This is a genomic window from Limnospira sp. PMC 289.06 (assembly GCF_032350395.1).
Lineage (GTDB): Bacteria > Cyanobacteriota > Cyanobacteriia > Cyanobacteriales > Microcoleaceae > Limnospira > Limnospira platensis.
In genome coordinates this window covers 1-16284 of sequence record NZ_JARPLC010000020.1, presented here as the reverse complement: position 1 = coordinate 16284, position 16284 = coordinate 1, and the positions used below count along the sequence as shown (strand labels likewise).

The window sequence follows — 16284 nt, the reverse complement described above, 5'->3', positions numbered from 1 at the left end:
ATCGACAACAATGATTTTGATCACTATGCGATCGCCTTTTCTTCCCCCTCTTCTTTGATTCCCCTAGCGAATAAAGGACAGGTCAACTTTGCCAAAATTGGTAGTCAAAGCCACATTCAAGTTTTCCAGAACCTTCACCAGCCACTGTAGCCCTTGGGTAGAGGATGATTCATAATGGTTGAACAGCACCGAGAACCGTTTTTCTAAGGAAGGCTTAACCTGACGACACAGCAGTACAATTTTCAGTAACAAGCTGACCATAAAGGTCGGACCAATATTGGCGATCAGATCGATAAACACGAAATGCTGAGGTTTTTGGGGACTCTCTACCACCAGGTAGTTTAACAGTTGAGAACAGGTTCTCAACATCAGGAACTCATTAAAAGGTTGCTCATCACTTTGGGGGATAGTATTTTGTAACTGCTTATACAGTTTTTCGTAAAATTGTCTATTCAGGTAACTGGACTTAAAAGGGTTGTCACTGAGGTATTCATACAAATCGGATTTAAAGTCCCTAAAGGTTTGGTGATCATTGGTATGGGAGATAAACCTATGGGCTAAGTCTCGATAAGTATTGGACCCTTGCACTTTACCCACAAATTACTGTAGAGCAAAAAATAGCTCCTCGTTGCTCAGGAGTGTCGGGTTAGTCGCAGCAAGCGTGGCGGTAGTGGTCAGTTCTTGTGGTTTCGTAGATCGGGCGTTTTGTCGCATTTGGTACAAGGCATATTTAGACAATTCCAGTTCAAATTTTTTCTGTTTCTGTAACTTAATTGTCTGAATCATTTGTTGATGTTCGTAGGGACTATCATCGTTAATTAGACAATATCGGTATAAGTATGGATAACGGGGAATTAGGGTTCTCAGGGGTTGACTCTCAATCATACTTGGGCTAGATTGTAATGGCTCACACAAAACCTCAGCAAACCGTTTCATGGTTTGGTACTGGGGGCTGTTTCGGAAGTTGTTAACTAAATAGGATAGTTGCTGAATGTATCGGGACTTGATAGCAGAAGATGCAGTATAAACTGACTTTTGGCTATCAAATAGATCAACCAGGCGATAAATACCTTGTCGGCGTTCTGGGTGGGTGTGCCATCTGTTGATCAGAATGTAGCAGCATCGGTTGATGATAAAATTAAAGTCACCCTCAATGTGTTTCGCCCGTAACAACTTCCGCATCAATTGGACTATCTGATGATTGGGGTAGCCTGTTCCTTGGATAAAAAGCAGCCGGAAGCGCTCCAACAGGATATCTGTACTTTGGGTTTCTACCTGCTCTAGCCAGTGATTATATAGTTCCTGTTCTTCGGGGGATGTAGGTCGATTATGACGATCGCCTGGTATATTATTCATTGAACTCAGGGTTGTATAATTGCGATGGCAAACTTTAGAGTGTTAACAAAAGTTGGCAATTTTTGTGAATTTCAACCCAAACATTATAATGATTTTGGGCTAAATGCCGCCATGGCAATCTTGACTATAACTCTCGGTTATTGCCAAAATTGCCTCTGGTTACTAATTCCTATTGATGGGAGTAGATGCGATCAATTATGTCTGAGCTGTTTACCCTGACCCAACTGTTGCAGATTTTAACAATAAATGGGGAAGTATCCTGTGATGCGTCTGCTAACTTCCCGGTGATTGGTATCACAACTGATACTCGTAACCTCCAACGGGGAGAGGTGTTTGTGGCATTGCCGGGCGATCGCTTTGATGGACATGATTTTGTGGCGGCGGCGATCGCTAAAGGAGCCCTTTGTGCGGTGGTTAGTCGGGAATTTGCTGTTTCTCACCCGGAATTTCCCTTAATTCCAGTGGCTGATACTTTACAGGCTTATCAGACCCTCGCACGCAGTTGGCGCGATCGCTTTCCTATTCCTGTCATTGGGGTGACGGGTTCCGTGGGAAAAACTACTACTAAAGAACTGATTTCCGCTGTACTTTCTCATCATGGTAAGGTTCACAAAACCTTCGGTAATTACAACAACGAAATAGGAGTCCCGAAAACTCTCCTAGAATTGCGCTCTGATCATGATTTTGCTGTCATTGAAATGGCTATGCGCGGACCCGGAGAAATTGCGGATTTGACTCGCATAACCCGTCCTACTGTGGGGGTAATTGTGAATGTGGGAACTGCTCATATCGGCCGCTTGGGTTCGGAAGATGCGATCGCTCGTGCTAAGTGTGAATTGCTGGCGGAAATGCCGGATACATCAATCGCTGTGCTTAATCATGATAACCGCCGCCTCATGTCAACAGCCACTCAGGTTTGGGCGGGAACAACTATTACCTATGGTTTGGAGGGGGGAATTTTACAGGGTGAATTATTAGGACATGAAACTATCCGGGTGGAGGGAATTGATTTACCTTTACCCTTACCAGGGTCTCATAATGCCTCGAATTTTTTGGCGGCTTTGGCGGTGCTTAGGGCGATCGCTGGTTGGGAGATTTCCGCCGAAGAACTTTATGCACCCATCAGCACTGGCTTATCCCTTCAAATGCCACAAGGACGGGCTAAACGTTATAGCCTGGCTGATGATATTATGTTGTTAGATGAAACCTATAATGCCGGTTTAGAATCGACTTTGGCGGCGTTAAAATTGTTGGCGGAAACTCCGGGTAATCGACATATTGCTGTGTTGGGGACTATGAAGGAGTTGGGTGAGCGATCGCTTGAATTTCATCAGCAAGTGGGGGCGGAAACTGAAAGGCTCAATTTGGATGGTTTATTTATTTTGGCGGATTTGGCTGAGGCTCAAGCTATGGCTGAGGGGGCTATGGGAGTCGATTTTATTGATATTCAAGACCTCGCTTCCCCCCAGGCTCATCAGTTGATGATTGATAAGGTTCTCGCATTCCTTAAACCCGGCGATCGGGTTTTGTTTAAAGCCTCTAATTCTGTCGGAATGAACCGCGTTGTAGAGGGGGTGCGATCGCAATTAATCATCAACCATTGAAGATTACCCTATACAGCCCTCCCAGTAACCTTTTCCCCCTTTCGGTTCCCTTGCTATTCACAAAATGTCGTTTTTGTCAAGGGGGGTAAAAAAAGGCGATCGCCTCTCCACCCAAAACTCGTGCATCGTGATTTTTTATTTGTGCTGAGAGAATAACTTTTTTCGCGACAGAATCGGGGTTTTAGCCTGTATTTTGGCAAGTAGACATAGTAACCCCTTGGGTGCGATTTATCTGATGGTAGCACAACCCCCATAATCTCGTCAACTTTTTGAGAGTAATTTGCGATAAAATCGTAACAATTCTTAACAATCTTGAGAAGATTAAATTTATCTGGCGGTATGAATTAGCAAAAGTTATGTAATGGGGGGACCAGCGGAGACAGAGATGAGTCAAAATAACTACCGAGGTGCGATCGCTATGATGGGATTGATAGTTCCCACCCTGGCGGAGAACTGCTACCATAATAAATGTGTAATTTTCGGCATTTCCTAACCCGCGATGAACCCTAAAATAATTGATGTAAGCGGTCTCACGCCCCAACAAATTACCGTTATCGAAGAAGTTGTGGCGGCGTTCAAGTTGGTAGCCCGACAGAAGGATTCATTTTCCCCCTATTTAACCCATCCCCAAAATATCGACAGAAAAGAATTGGAAGAACTCGAACGAGAATTTGATTGGTTGGTAGCCGATATTGGCGCAAAGGACGCGATCGCCAGAAGTGATATCTATGGCATCAACTGAGCAAACTATATACATTTAATGCAGATGATTTTAATTGGCAGACTGAAATCAAAGTCATCATACCCAGTGCTTAAATATCATAAATTCCGGCGGCTTTTAACTGTTTCCCCCGACTGGATAGTTCAGCCTGAGAAGTTTTCTAAAACACTCTGGGGGGGGGAAAGTTCAACCGGAAGGTACGGGCTGGAGTGAAGGGGTGAAGGGTGCGATCGCAATTAATCATCAACCATTGAAGATTACCCTATACAGCCCTCCCAGTAACCTTTTCCCCCTTTCGGTTCCCTTGCTATTCACAAAATGTCGTTTTTGTCAAGGGGGGTAAAAAAAGGCGATCGCCTCTCCACCCAAAACTCGTGCATCGTGATTTTTTATTTGTGCTGAGAGAATAACTTTTTTCGCGACAGAATCGGGGTTTTAGCCTGTATTTTGGCAAGTAGACATAGTAACCCCTTGGGTGCGATTTATCTGATGGTAGCACAACCCCCATAATCTCGTCAACTTTTTGAGAGTAATTTGCGATAAAATCGTAACAATTCTTAACAATCTTGAGAAGATTAAATTTATCTGGCGGTATGAATTAGCAAAAGTTATGTAATGGGGAGACTAGACATCTTTGGGGGGATAATTCCAGAGTATCGGGAAAGATTTAACATAGGAAGGCAATAGTTCACCCCCCTTTGAGGGACTCAATCATGTATGCAGTCATTTCTCCCGAAGAGATTAAACTACCAGCAGGCAGTGTGGTAAAGCTACCGGGAACCTGGCAGGAGTATCAGACATTATGCTTGAGCCGGGGTGACGGTTCTATTCCCCGAATTAAGTATCGTTCTGGAGAAGTGTTGCTGATGTCTCCTTTACCCAAACACGGACGAGATGCCAGCCTAATTGCAGACATCATCAAAGTGTTGCTTGATTGGACAGGGCGCGAATATGATTCCTTTACTCCAGTGACCATGGGACTACCAGAACAAAGCGCCATTGAACCGGACTATTGCTTTTATATTAACCATTGGCAAGCAGTTTCGGGTAAGGAACGGATTGATTGGCGCAAGGACCCGCCGCCGGATTTAGTCCTGGAAATTGATGTCACCAGCTATTCAGATATTCTGGATTATCTCCCATATCGAGTCCCGGAAGTGTGGTTATTTCGTCAACAACAACTGTTGATTTACCAACTGCAAGGGGATGAGTATCAGGTGAAATCCCAAAGCCAATATTTCCCGGAGGTGAACCTGGCTGATGTGGTCGCCCGATGTTTAGAAATTGCCTATCAGCGCAACACCAGCGCCGCCATTCGTGACTTAAAGCACCAGTTAGCAGTGTTTTAGGGGGATGCTTAATCTGGCTAAAAAAGTATCAGGCGATTGGGTTGTTTATAGGTAACTGCATCCCTAAAAATTTTGGTGAAGAAGGTAGCACAATCGACCCATTCCTGTATCTTGGTGGAGTTCTAAGTTCAGCTTTTTTAAGTTTTCCATAAAAGGCAATAAATTATAGGTTGTACCCCCCTTGAATGGTTCATTTTCCCGTAGATTCCATTCAGTCCACCAAGGGGGTGATTGCAGACTTTTAGGTGATAAATCTACGGTAAACCAGTAAACTCCACTGGTCATCACCCTGGTATTAAAGTTGATATCGAAATTCAATTTATTGCCGTCGATATTCCAGTTATGGAATTGGATGGGATTGGGATTAAACGGAACAAAACTCCTATCCTCCGAGTTATAGATGCTTGGGGAAACTTCTACTTGGATATCATTAATCGGCAGTAAATAAGGTAAACCTTGATAAGGAATTTGATAGGGAATCTTCTTGTCCTGGCTGTTGGGATTCGTCAACATCAAAATTTCTGTGGTTTGGCGATCGCCTACTGAAACCATGACGTTGCCATCATTGATGGTATGCAATCGTCGAATACCATCAACATTATTAAAGTTGCCGGGATTGGGGTCGATATTTAATCTCAATGGTTCCGATAAAAAGCGAGGATAAAAAATCACAAACTTATCATCTGTAAAGTTTAAACCTTCACTCTGACTGGCGGTTTTTATGCGATCGAAAAAATGGGCTACATTTTCATAGGTTGACAACACCAAAACATAAAAAGGCTGGAAACCTTCCGGTTGATTTTGCGTCGTCCGGTACTGAACCGATTCATTGTTCAGTCCAATATCATAGACGATTCCATCAAATTCACTCTTAACCGCTAAAATGCCGACAGCGAGTCCTTTCTCCAAATAGTTGACTCTCAAGCTATTGAGAACTCTAGCAATTTCCCCATCTTGCTGATACAGATCGACTATGATAATGGAAATTTGCTCTCTAGGGTTGCCTTCCACAGGTGCGATCGCCACATCGAGATCAGCATCTAACAATTTTTCAAGGGTACGATCATAAAACCACGGTTTTTGTGCACTTAAGGAAGAGCTTTCATCCGTGAATCGGCTTCTTGCCATGCCAAAACGGTAGTATTGAGGTGGTTGAGAATTAGCAAAAGCTGTGGTGACAACCGTATCAATCAGCCTGAGAGTGCGAATATAGCGACTGGTGGGAATCGTCACAAACCCCTGCATAGAGGGAGTACCATCAATTTGGATAATGGGGGTAATCGAACTGTTGACTTCCTCGGTTTCCACCCATATCCCCGGCAAGTCGCAATCTTTGGTGATCTGCTTTGGCGCACAAGCAGCCAGAGACAGACAGAAAATCATCATTGTCACTTGAAATCCCTTTTTCAGCATGGTAATAACTCCCGCTTTTTCTAGTCCCGGTTTTGTGTTAAGAATTGTAAAATGTATCAAAATATACAAAAAAAAAGCTGGTTTTGTGTATGGTGATTTAAAAATCATATCATCAAACAACAAATACAGTACAAATTACTGCTAAAGCAGTTTCCAAAAAATGATTGATCTCGAAGGTCGCGGGCTAGAAATATTGCGCTGGTTTTTAGCGATAGCGGCGGGCGCTATTGTAATTCCCATTCAGAGCTGGCTGTTTAGGAGTGGCTCTATTGCTTTATGGGATGTCGATCCGACAAGGTGGGTTGCGAGTATCTTTGAGAGGGCCTCCCTGATTGTATGGTCAGTCTCATTAATTGGCAGCGTGATCTGGTACATGATGGCTGTCCAAATGAGGCGACATTTCGCTCCCAAGGACACCAAATCGGCGATGGTGAAATGGTGGATTGTGCTGTTGTTGCCGCTGCTGGTTCTAATCGGCAATATCTGGGTATTCGGAAAAGCCAGCACAGCGGCATTCCCCTGGTTTGTGGGTTTTCTGCTCCTCAATATGGTGTTGACGTTCTGGCTTTCCACTGCCGTATCGACTCCTTCACCCCTAGCCCATGTGGTGCCGTTAGCCTTTGAAATTCGCCGTGTTTTGAGGATAGACTAAACTGATGACTGCTTACATTATTGCCATTGGTGGCACGGGAGCCAAACTCGTTGAATCCATGATTCATGCTGCGGCAGTGGGTTTGTTTTCCCATAACGAGAGGAGCGAAGATTTGCAAATTTTGTTAATCGATCCTGATACGGGAAATGGCAATGCCTCCGCTACCAACAACACCCGGAAGATTTACCAAGACTGTCACCAACATTTTAATGTTCATCCATCCCGACCCTGGATGAGTTCAAAAATCGATCCGATTCAAGGTGGAGCATGGTCTGTTTTTGAACGGACGGATGCGACCCTCGAAGATGCCTTCCCATACAGTCAAGATGAAGACGAGAAAAAACTTTTGTTTGATGTTCTTTACCCCAAGGAAGAACGCGACCTCCACCTCACGAAAGGATTTAAAGGCAGACCCGCCATCGGTGCGGCGATTATCAGCCAGTTGACCCAACAAGGGAGAGAGGATGCCAACTGGGACGCTCTGATCCAACAGATTAATGCAGACAGTCAAGGCGGGAACTCACCGAAGGTGTTTTTGTGCGGTTCGATTTTTGGTGGCACCGGGGCGGCTGGGTTGCCCACCCTGGGGCGATTGCTGGCCAACAAGCTGGGACCGGATGGGGAAAATTTACTCGGAAAAATTAAATTTGGCTGCTTGCTCTTGCTCCCCTACTTCCAATTTCATCCAACCCAGGATTATAAAAATGAAAAGGTCTTGGCGCGATCGCAGGACTTTATTCTCCAAACGGAGGCAGCTTTGCGGTACTATGCCAACCAAACTGAACTCAAGTTTGATAGTGTTTATATGCTCGGACTCCCCAGGTTTTCATCTGTAGAAAAATTTAGTCCCGGAGGGAACGATCAGCGGAATCCTCCCCATTTTCTGGAATTTTATGGGGCGTTAGCGCTGCGGGATTTTCTAGTGACAGACAAACCTGCAGCACGTCAGGTGATGCTGCTGAGTCGAGAAAACCCGGAGGCCTTGACTTGGAGCGATATTCCCGAATTCAATCTGGTGCGAAGCCGGGTGGTGGCGGCGACTCGATTCGCCTTTGCATGGCTGGCGGCGATCGCTCCGGATCTCGAACACGCTCGCGACAAACCGAAACAAGTTGCCTGGTCTCTCAAATTCTTTAGACCCAGGGAGCTGAGAGACGAACAAGATCACATTAAAGCCATTAGCGATTGGTGTACCAATTACTTGCAATGGTTGGGTGCGATCGGTCGTTCCGAACCGTCGATTAAATGGTTTAACTGGGAGGTTTTCTTGGATAAAAATGGTTCTCTCAAGGAGATGGAAAGAAATGATTTTTCCAACCTAGTTCCAGACGATAAAACCAAGGAAATCAACGACATTTTATCGAAACTTAACCCTAGGGATATAGATTCGCCCAATAATAGAGGGGCAATTGGTCTGGCAAAATCACTCTATAAAATTATTATTGATCGCGATCTGTAAATCATTCAGTTGTCATCATTGAATTATCATGGTATCAAACCCTGAATCTGCAACCAAATTATTTCTGCCTCCCTTAAAACCCGGTGCGTCTGTCGGAATGGACGGACATGGACAGTGGCAACGTAGCACTAATGTAACATTCGATAGCCTGGCGAACAGCCTCGCCTTGCCAGATGGAAGAGAAACGGGAAATGTTTGTTCAATTCCCGATATCTGGGCACGTCCCCTGTGGGTCGAAATGGTGCTGACGGACAACAGTCCCCATCCCTTGCGTTCGGCTTTTCAAGAACAATGGAAAGGAATGTTAGCGGCGATCGCTCTGGCAGAAGTCCAAGGATTTGACCTTCGCGCCAAATTTTTAGATTTGACTGGGCATCCTCAAGATAAATTGATCAGTTCTTTGCTGGAACTGATTCCGGATCAAAACAGGAGTGTTTATTCCCTAGATGCGGGTCGAACTAATCCTTGGACAAAGATTTTTCTGTTTTTATGGAACGATCGCCCAGTGGGGATGACTTCCCCCAGTACCCTCCTATGTCCGAGTGCTGATGGGGACTGGACTGGCTTGCCTTGGTGGCAGGAAGGAAAGTTGCGATCGCCCCTTACCCCAGAAGATCACCTGACACAGGACGAGAAAATACAACTGTGGCTGTGGCTGGATAACCTGAAAGCTCAAGTCGAAACTTGTTCAAGAGAATCAGGATATGTCAGAACAATCAAAGAACTGGTTAACGAATTTCAAACCGAATTAGAAACAGCCCTGGGAAGCGCGCCAGCCGGTCAACGCCTCAGACCCTCTAAAAAAGCTAATTATTTTGGTGTTCCCATTTACGGAGGACCATTAGGAGCATTCAATACCCCGATTGGGGAGAAAGCCATGCCTTCTAGCGTCCAGTTGATGCCCCGAATGAATATTGGTCAAAAAGCTCTATATATTATTCCCGATCGCCAAACCCTGCTCGATCAATGGATTCATAAAAAACAGAAAGATATCTGGATCTACGACACCAGTTTGGTCAACTTCAACCTAGAGGAGTTTAAAAGAAAGCTTAAAGCCAATGAAGATTATCTCTGCGTCGCCGACATCTTTTTAAAAGACTTCTATTTTATCGAAGAAGCCAATCAATTACCCGGCGGACTAATGCCCCAGGGATATGAAAATGTCACCTATTTAGATTCGGAGAACAACGAACATCACCTCACTCCCCTCCTTCCCATCAATCCCCAACTCCTCAACTACTTTACCCCAGAGGAACTAATTAGCAAAATTGAACTGAAACCCACTCAAATTGGAACGACACCGGGAGTACAAGTCAGCCTCACTCTGCCCTTGTCTGAGGGAGAGTATCGCATTGAGCGAGAGTATCCCATTATCGAAGATCATGCCTTAAACGAGGTTCCTGTCCTGGAAGTTTGGCCAAATTTCCAAGCCACCGGATGGCGAGAGTATTATGCCTTTTACTACTTTAAGAAAGTTGAAACTGAAAAAACTTTCCGAGTACAGTTTCCGAATGTAGAGGCAGTACATCCCCCCGTTATCGATGACTTTCAACTGAGCCGACTGCCAAATTTTCCCGGATTTGTGACCTGCCAATCTGAAGAGTATCCCGACTTAACTTTGGGGGTTATTCTCCTGCAAACGCCACCAAGAATCCCCGACGGAAACCCCAATAAAACCTGGACTGTTGGCATCGATTTTGGCACTTCATTCACTAACGTTTACTATAGCATCAACAATACAGCAAGACCTCTGGAACTATCGCCCTTAAATCTGCAAGTGACAGCAATCATGGGCGGGAAGCGTTCGAGTTTACTTTATCAATATTTCTTCTCTCCTGTTCCCCAAAAATTTCCCCTGGCAACGGTACTCACCACCCTGGGAACGAGAGGAGAACAAGAACGAATTTTTGATGGTCGGATATATATTCCAGAATCCCAAAATCTGGATATGTTTAATCCCGAGCATGATGACATTAAAACAGACCTTAAGTGGAAACGAGGCAACAACGACGACAACCAACGATTTTTGGAAGATTTAGCTTTGGTGATCGCTGCCGAAGCAACCAAGAATCAGGTGAGAATCCTCAAATGGACGTTTTCCTACCCCTCTTCGTTTTCTCCTAACGATAAAAGCCAATATAGAACCAACTGGCAAAGAATCATTGAAGATTTACCCAACCAAACCGGACTCCAATTTGCGCCATTAGATCCGAATCCAAGAATATATTACCGCTCCGAAAGTGTTGCCTTAGCCCAATACTTTTATGCTGAGGAAGGACAAAATTTGCTTTATACCACCTGCATTGACATGGGGGGAGGCAGTTCTGATATCTCGATTTGGGTGAGGCGTAAACTCATTCACCAATGCTCTGTTTTGTTGGCGGGGAATTTGCTCTTCTCCCAATTTTTCAAACAGAAACCCCGATTTGTCCAGCAGCAATTTAAGATTAATATTGACAGCCTGGCTAGTGGAAATAAAGAAGAAGCCTTTTATGCCAAGTTGAATGCGGTTCTGTCTGAGAAAGGGGAAGAATGGCTGAGGAAGCAGCGCGGTTTGATAGATGATGATCCGGACTTGCAATACATCTTGCAGAGAACGGCGATCGGGATTTCTGGGTTGTATTACTATGTCGGCTCCATTTTACAAGCTCTGCACTTAGAAGGAAAATACGATCGCCAAGATAATACACCCGTTTATATTGGGGGCAATGGTTGCCGTATTTTGCACTGGCTTTCACCTGGGGGGCTGTTTGATTCAGACTGCGAGGCTCATCGCTTATTCAGCCGGATGTTAAGTAAAGGATCGAGTTTCCCCGACAGAGGAGAAAGAACGGTTCTGAGCAGTCAACCCAAGGCAGAAGTGGCTTGTGGTTTGGTGTTAGATCAAAACGCAACACGGCTACAGGGTCTTCAAGGGGGAGATGGAGAGCCATTTGCTGGGGAAGATTGTCAGGTCAATGGAGAAGAAATTTCGTGGAGCGATCGCCTACAACTTCCGCAGGAGGTCAATACATTTGAGGTTGCTAAACTGACTTACTTAGAAAGTTTTCTGGAGGACTTTCATCAGGCATTAACTGATTTAAGAATCCAAAGCATTCAGCCCCTAGAAGTATATAGAGATGAAAGAAGACGGGAAGGGCTGCTGAGTGATACAAAGAGAACCCTTGATGTCAAGTTAATGAATATGACAGGTAATGTCAATAATATTCGCAAGGAACCCCCGTTTATTTTGGAACTGAAAGCTTTACTCGAAAACATCAAGTAAATCCAACCCATGAACAATCAGAAACTTCTTTTGAAGACACTTTCCGTGGCGGTGTTATCTGTCAGCCTTCTGGGTGGCTGTACATCACAACCGCCCGACACGGGTAGCAGCCAACTACCCGCCACCTCTCCTGCTACAGAAAACGCAAACGCTCCTTCAGTCCCTTTGAACGATTTGGAGGAGCTAACCCAGAAAATTCAGAATCTTGAATCAAGTCTCAAAGCTCGTAGCTATGAGATGGATAATAGGGGTATTCAGGGGAATGATATTAACCCTATTCCGGCAGATTTTCCAAATCAGTGGTCGGAGTTTAAAGAGAGGTGGGAGAGGTGGGAGACTGATAATCAACTGTTGAATATTAGTCAAATTTCTAGGAACATCATAAAAAAAGACATCGATACAATTGATGGCATATTGACACCAACTGATAGCTTAAATGGTGGATTAAATCCCACCCTAGGAGTTGCCGATATAAATTCATTGACAGAATCTTTATCGAACATCAACAGAAAGTTGGGTCTAATCCGACAGTCCGCCAACCAACAATTAACTCAGTCACCTTCTTCCTCAGAAACGAATCCGGCATCTCAGCAAGTTCAACCAACCCCATCGCAACATACCAACTCCAATAATTCTGTACCGCAAATTTTGGCTACTATAGTAGTCACTATAATTATAATAGTAGTTACTATAGTTATAATTTTTATACTCATCTATTTATACAAGCCTAATTTAATCCGTTCACAAAGAAGACAGCCTCAGACCCAAAATGGACAACCTCCTCAATCTCTACAGAAACCAAGCTCACGTCCTCCTAATGAATATACAAAGATTACCCAGCGCCTAGCCTCTCTTGAAAATACGCTCAATAACATGGTTTTAAATTCATCACGAGATTTACAAATTATCAATGACAATGTATTGAATCATTATAATAAAGGGGATAGTGCTTCATTTTCACTTCATGATATTCAATCTTCAATTAACAATTCATTGTCACAGTTACTTCCAGGATATTTTCTAAACTATTCTAGTTCGACTCAAATTATCCAATATCTGGAAGAGTTAAAACGAACCTTGGATAGTATTGCCGAGACTGCAAATCAGACTCCCGGATATAACCAAAATTTAGGGGGAGTATCGCCACAGTCCGATTATGAAGGAAAACTTGCAGCCCTAGAACATAAAAATCAAGCATTAAATGATCAAGTCACTAATTTATCTAATTCTAATCAAGATCTACAAAAGCAGGTCGAGGATTTGGCTCGGCAAAATAGTGATTATACTCAATTGCAGACAACTACAATACAAAATTTGCAGCTGAAGGTTCAAAGTTTAGAGCAAGAACGAGAAAAAGACGCCTCTGAACAAAAAAAATTAATGAATGAAATTTTTACGTTAAAAGCCGATAAAGAAACGCTCGAATCTGACAAAAGAAAACTTAAGTCTGAAATCGAAATGTTACTAAATCCACCGCCTACTTATGAGCAAAATCAGCCCATTAAAAACCAATTGCCACCTGAAATACAAAAGATTGTTAATGACTATAATGATAACTATTCTTGGTCTCATAATGTATCCATAGTAGCAGTTGATGAACCGGACGAAATGTACAATAAGCGCCGGAGCAATACCGCGCAACCACTAATTTTGAATGCCGCTACCAAAGGTTCATACCAAGCTGTTGCGACTACAGGAAATAGTTCGGAGTTTTGGCTATTTCCAAAATATAGTCAAAGCATGGAGAAGGCTGTGTACGATAGTTCGGGCAAGGATTTGTTTGATTGTCATGGTAATCCTCGGAGTAATCCGTTGAAGTTTAATCTGATTAGACCGGCTAAACTGATTAAAACTAATGCTTCAGATTGGACGCTGTCAGAAAAAGGTGAGATTGAGATTATATAGCGGTTTTGGCTCTCATGGGAGCTGAATGGTTCCCCCAACACCCCTCAAGAAGGGCTGGGCTGTTTGATGGTGGAGTATCTAGGTTAACCAAAAGGACCATTTATAGACGATCGCATCCAGCATCCATATATTTATCTACTTAAAGCACCAGTTAGCAGTATTTTAGCCTCCCACTACCGTCTCAGGAGGGGCTATGCACAAAATGTCGTTTTTGTCAAGGAGGGTAAAAAAAGGCGATCGCCTCTCCACCCAAAACTCGTGCATCGTGATTTTTTATTTGTGCTGAGAGAATAACTTTTTTCGCGACAGAATCGGGGTTTTAGCCTGTATTTTGGCAAGTAGACATAGTAACCCCTTGGGTGCGATTTATTTGATGGTAGCACAACCCCCATAATCTCGTCAACTTTTTGACAGCTATTCGCGATAAAATTGTAATAATTCTTAACAATCTTTGGAAGATTAAATTTATCTGGCGGGATGAATTAGCAAAACTTATGCGATTTGGGGATTTTCGGACCAGACATATTTGGGGGAATAATTGCTGATTAGAGATTATCCCACTCTTGAGCAACTGCGGTTTTTTGAGAGTGTAAAACCTCAGTAAATTGAGCCCAATTGACTTGTTCTACTGGCAGGTCATCAACTAACTCTCCGCCGTGAAGATACCAAACCCTAGTGGCGAACTGACTCGCAAAATCAGTGTCATGGGTAGCGACGATCGCCATATTTTCACCCCGATAAAAATCGGTTAAAATTTGTGCCAAAGACTGTTGCTGTTGTGGGTTAAGGTTAGCCGTCGGTTCATCTAATAGTAGGATATCCGGTTGAATAACTAAACCCCTAGCCAGAGATATCCATTGTTGCTGTCGGCTGGAAAGTTGCACGTCGGTTAGGGGTAGAATATCGGGGGGAATTGCTAACCTTTCTAACCAGAGATTAACCCGTGTTGTGATTTCATCTTTAGGGATTTTTCGCAACCGTAAGGGGTAAGCGATCGCTTCATAAACGGTCATCCCCAAAAGTCTAGTTTCCGGTAAAACCAAGGTGATTTTTTGGCGTAAGGAAACCGGGTCAATATTTTGATAATTAGTATCCCCGAAATACAGAGAACCACTACAGGGAGAGATTAACCCATTAATTAATCGCAACAACAGACTTTTCCCCGACCCAGAAACTCCCATTAAAGCAATGCGATCGCCTGGTTGAACACAGGTAGAAATATCCAGCAAGAGGGGTTTAAGGATAATGGGAGATTTGACAGAGACCTGCTGAAGTTTTAACATCAATTTCCACCGGTTAACTCATGGACTCGCCGCCATTGTTCATCTGTAACTTTAAAATTGGTACTGTTGGGGGCACGAATTACTAACAGGGTTTGGAGGATGGGATCTTGTTTACAGTCGGACCGCAGTAGGGGGTTATCTAAGAGCTTGGTAGTGAATTTGATTTGGGCGCAGGGTTTATAACCTAAGCGAGTTTTATCAATCCAGTAGTTGCGATCGGGAATGTCTTTGAGGGGCTCTGCGGGTGCAATCACTTCCGCAATGGCATATACTCCGGCGGCGCTTCCGGCTTTCCAAATTAATACACCATCACCGACGCTGATATCTTTACGGTAGCGGGTGACTAACCAGGGCATTTGCTGGAAATCACGGATACCATCAAGCACCCGATAATATTTGGGATTACCTTGGAATAGCCAGTATGCCATCAAATTGCGCTCTCTCTCTGTTCAGTATCCAACACTCCCACCCGACAATATTGGCATGGGGGATAATCTGATCATACATCTGATCAGCCTTGGGGAAGGTGAGAATTTAACCTAAGCGTTAAAGACGTTGGCAATTGTCCAAATATCGACTAGGATTAACAGGAGAGTGCAACAGAACAGAATTAAATACATCCAGGGCTGAGATAAAGGCCGCACGTCAGTAGTATCAATTCCGGTTTTTTGTTGCACGATCGCCACTAACTTCCCAAAGCCAGCAATTCGCATGGGTAGCAAATAACCTTCCCCAGACTCACTGAGGAAATAATAAACTAATCCGCCTTGTCCGGTGGTTCTCGGACGTAGCGATCGCACCTCTGACCAATTTAAACACCAACCCCGCCGCCAAAACAGTCGCACCCACGCCGGATAGGTTACTTCAATAGTGCGATCGTTCACCACTACTCGCTCACTCAGCGCCCCGTAGACAGCCACACCCCCTAAAATAATACCTCCCCATAATAGTTGGGGAGAAATGGGTGTATCGGCGACGATAGCTAGGAATGGGAGAGGAATCATCAACGCACCATACAAACTTAGCAAGGTTATTCGCACAATTGGGGAAATACGAAAAACCACATTTTCTGAATCCATATTTTTAACGAGTTCTTCACTGCTATCAACACAATATTAATATCAGATCGGGTTGATTGCAGTGGCTCAGATATGGCTCCGGTGCGTCAGTTTTCCATGGTCTGGTGATGATTCGGATTATCTGGGTCTGACGCACCCTACTCTGGTGCGTCAGTTTTCCATGGTCTGGTGATGATTCGGATTATCTGGGTCTGACGC

At 44.0% G+C, this 16284-nt stretch carries 13 protein-coding genes; 7 read left to right on the top strand and 6 right to left on the bottom strand.

Going from position 1 to position 16284, the window contains the following annotated elements:
- Positions 1 to 63 precede the first annotated feature (63 nt).
- Positions 64 to 597 carry a hypothetical protein gene (locus P5674_RS06850; RefSeq protein WP_014274585.1) on the bottom strand — a complete coding sequence of 178 codons (534 nt, stop codon included), beginning with the start codon at positions 595 to 597 and terminating at the stop codon, positions 64 to 66.
- Positions 598 to 600: 3 nt separating this feature from the next.
- On the bottom strand, positions 601 to 1356 hold the full coding sequence (locus tag P5674_RS06845; RefSeq protein WP_014274586.1) for a hypothetical protein: 756 nt from the start codon (positions 1354 to 1356) through the stop codon (positions 601 to 603).
- Positions 1357 to 1553: 197 nt separating this feature from the next.
- Here P5674_RS06845 and P5674_RS06840 point away from each other — a divergent pair, with 197 nt between their 5' ends.
- The 3 genes from P5674_RS06840 to P5674_RS06830 all read left to right on the top strand — a co-directional run bounded on the left by P5674_RS06840 (position 1554) and on the right by P5674_RS06830 (position 5030).
- Positions 1554 to 2960 (top strand): UDP-N-acetylmuramoyl-tripeptide--D-alanyl-D-alanine ligase, encoded by a 1407-nt coding sequence (locus P5674_RS06840; RefSeq protein WP_014274588.1) that lies wholly within the window; start codon positions 1554 to 1556, stop codon positions 2958 to 2960.
- Positions 2961 to 3459: 499 nt separating this feature from the next.
- Entirely contained in the window at positions 3460 to 3702 is a 243-nt protein-coding gene (locus tag P5674_RS06835; RefSeq protein WP_006615839.1) for a hypothetical protein, read from the top strand.
- Positions 3703 to 4394: 692 nt separating this feature from the next.
- Positions 4395 to 5030 (top strand): Uma2 family endonuclease, encoded by a 636-nt coding sequence (locus tag P5674_RS06830; protein ID WP_006615926.1) that lies wholly within the window; start codon positions 4395 to 4397, stop codon positions 5028 to 5030.
- A 63-nt stretch (positions 5031 to 5093) separates the two neighbouring features.
- Here the strand turns inward: P5674_RS06830 and P5674_RS06825 are convergent, their stop codons facing one another.
- Positions 5094 to 6443: a hypothetical protein gene (locus P5674_RS06825; RefSeq protein ID WP_148261891.1), complete on the bottom strand. Its 1350-nt coding sequence runs from the start codon at positions 6441 to 6443 to the stop codon at positions 5094 to 5096.
- 160 nt (positions 6444 to 6603) lie between these two features.
- On the opposite strand from P5674_RS06825, the gene P5674_RS06820 reads away from it, so the two are divergent.
- The 4 genes from P5674_RS06820 to P5674_RS06805 are packed head-to-tail and all read left to right on the top strand — an operon-like array spanning position 6604 to position 13724.
- Entirely contained in the window at positions 6604 to 7095 is a 492-nt protein-coding gene (locus tag P5674_RS06820) for a hypothetical protein (RefSeq protein ID WP_014274591.1), read from the top strand.
- 4 nt (positions 7096 to 7099) lie between these two features.
- Positions 7100 to 8554 carry a hypothetical protein gene (locus tag P5674_RS06815; protein WP_014274592.1) on the top strand — a complete coding sequence of 485 codons (1455 nt, stop codon included), beginning with the start codon at positions 7100 to 7102 and terminating at the stop codon, positions 8552 to 8554.
- Between the two features lie 28 nt (positions 8555 to 8582).
- On the top strand, positions 8583 to 11819 hold the full coding sequence (locus P5674_RS06810; protein WP_062945626.1) for a hypothetical protein: 3237 nt from the start codon (positions 8583 to 8585) through the stop codon (positions 11817 to 11819).
- Between the two features lie 9 nt (positions 11820 to 11828).
- Positions 11829 to 13724 (top strand): hypothetical protein, encoded by a 1896-nt coding sequence (locus P5674_RS06805; RefSeq protein ID WP_062945627.1) that lies wholly within the window; start codon positions 11829 to 11831, stop codon positions 13722 to 13724.
- A gap of 545 nt (positions 13725 to 14269) precedes the next feature.
- Here the strand turns inward: P5674_RS06805 and P5674_RS06800 are convergent.
- The 3 genes from P5674_RS06800 to P5674_RS06790 all read right to left on the bottom strand — a co-directional run bounded on the left by P5674_RS06800 (position 14270) and on the right by P5674_RS06790 (position 16086).
- On the bottom strand, positions 14270 to 15007 hold the full coding sequence (locus P5674_RS06800; RefSeq protein ID WP_014274596.1) for an ABC transporter ATP-binding protein: 738 nt from the start codon (positions 15005 to 15007) through the stop codon (positions 14270 to 14272).
- Positions 15007 to 15435: an EVE domain-containing protein gene (locus P5674_RS06795; protein ID WP_006617655.1), complete on the bottom strand. Its 429-nt coding sequence runs from the start codon at positions 15433 to 15435 to the stop codon at positions 15007 to 15009. The genes P5674_RS06800 and P5674_RS06795 overlap by 1 nt, the downstream gene beginning before the upstream one ends.
- A 111-nt stretch (positions 15436 to 15546) precedes the next feature.
- A complete protein-coding gene (locus P5674_RS06790) occupies positions 15547 to 16086 on the bottom strand; it encodes a hypothetical protein (protein ID WP_014274598.1) in 540 nt (179 codons plus the stop codon).
- Positions 16087 to 16284: the final 198 nt, after the last annotated feature.

Bases quoted from the DNA above. Each gene is read 5' to 3' on its own strand.
- P5674_RS06845 (WP_014274586.1), bottom strand. From the start codon at position 1,356: ATGAATAATATACCAGGCGATCGTCATAATCGACCTACATCCCCCGAA.
- P5674_RS06840 (WP_014274588.1), top strand. From the start codon at position 1,554: ATGTCTGAGCTGTTTACCCTGACCCAACTGTTGCAGATTTTAACAATA.
- P5674_RS06835 (WP_006615839.1), top strand. From the start codon at position 3,460: ATGAACCCTAAAATAATTGATGTAAGCGGTCTCACGCCCCAACAAATT.
- P5674_RS06830 (WP_006615926.1), top strand. From the start codon at position 4,395: ATGTATGCAGTCATTTCTCCCGAAGAGATTAAACTACCAGCAGGCAGT.
- P5674_RS06825 (WP_148261891.1), bottom strand. From the start codon at position 6,443: ATGCTGAAAAAGGGATTTCAAGTGACAATGATGATTTTCTGTCTGTCT.
- P5674_RS06820 (WP_014274591.1), top strand. From the start codon at position 6,604: ATGATTGATCTCGAAGGTCGCGGGCTAGAAATATTGCGCTGGTTTTTA.
- P5674_RS06815 (WP_014274592.1), top strand. From the start codon at position 7,100: ATGACTGCTTACATTATTGCCATTGGTGGCACGGGAGCCAAACTCGTT.
- P5674_RS06810 (WP_062945626.1), top strand. From the start codon at position 8,583: ATGGTATCAAACCCTGAATCTGCAACCAAATTATTTCTGCCTCCCTTA.
- P5674_RS06805 (WP_062945627.1), top strand. From the start codon at position 11,829: ATGAACAATCAGAAACTTCTTTTGAAGACACTTTCCGTGGCGGTGTTA.
- P5674_RS06800 (WP_014274596.1), bottom strand. From the start codon at position 15,007: ATGTTAAAACTTCAGCAGGTCTCTGTCAAATCTCCCATTATCCTTAAA.
- P5674_RS06795 (WP_006617655.1), bottom strand. From the start codon at position 15,435: ATGGCATACTGGCTATTCCAAGGTAATCCCAAATATTATCGGGTGCTT.
- P5674_RS06790 (WP_014274598.1), bottom strand. From the start codon at position 16,086: ATGGATTCAGAAAATGTGGTTTTTCGTATTTCCCCAATTGTGCGAATA.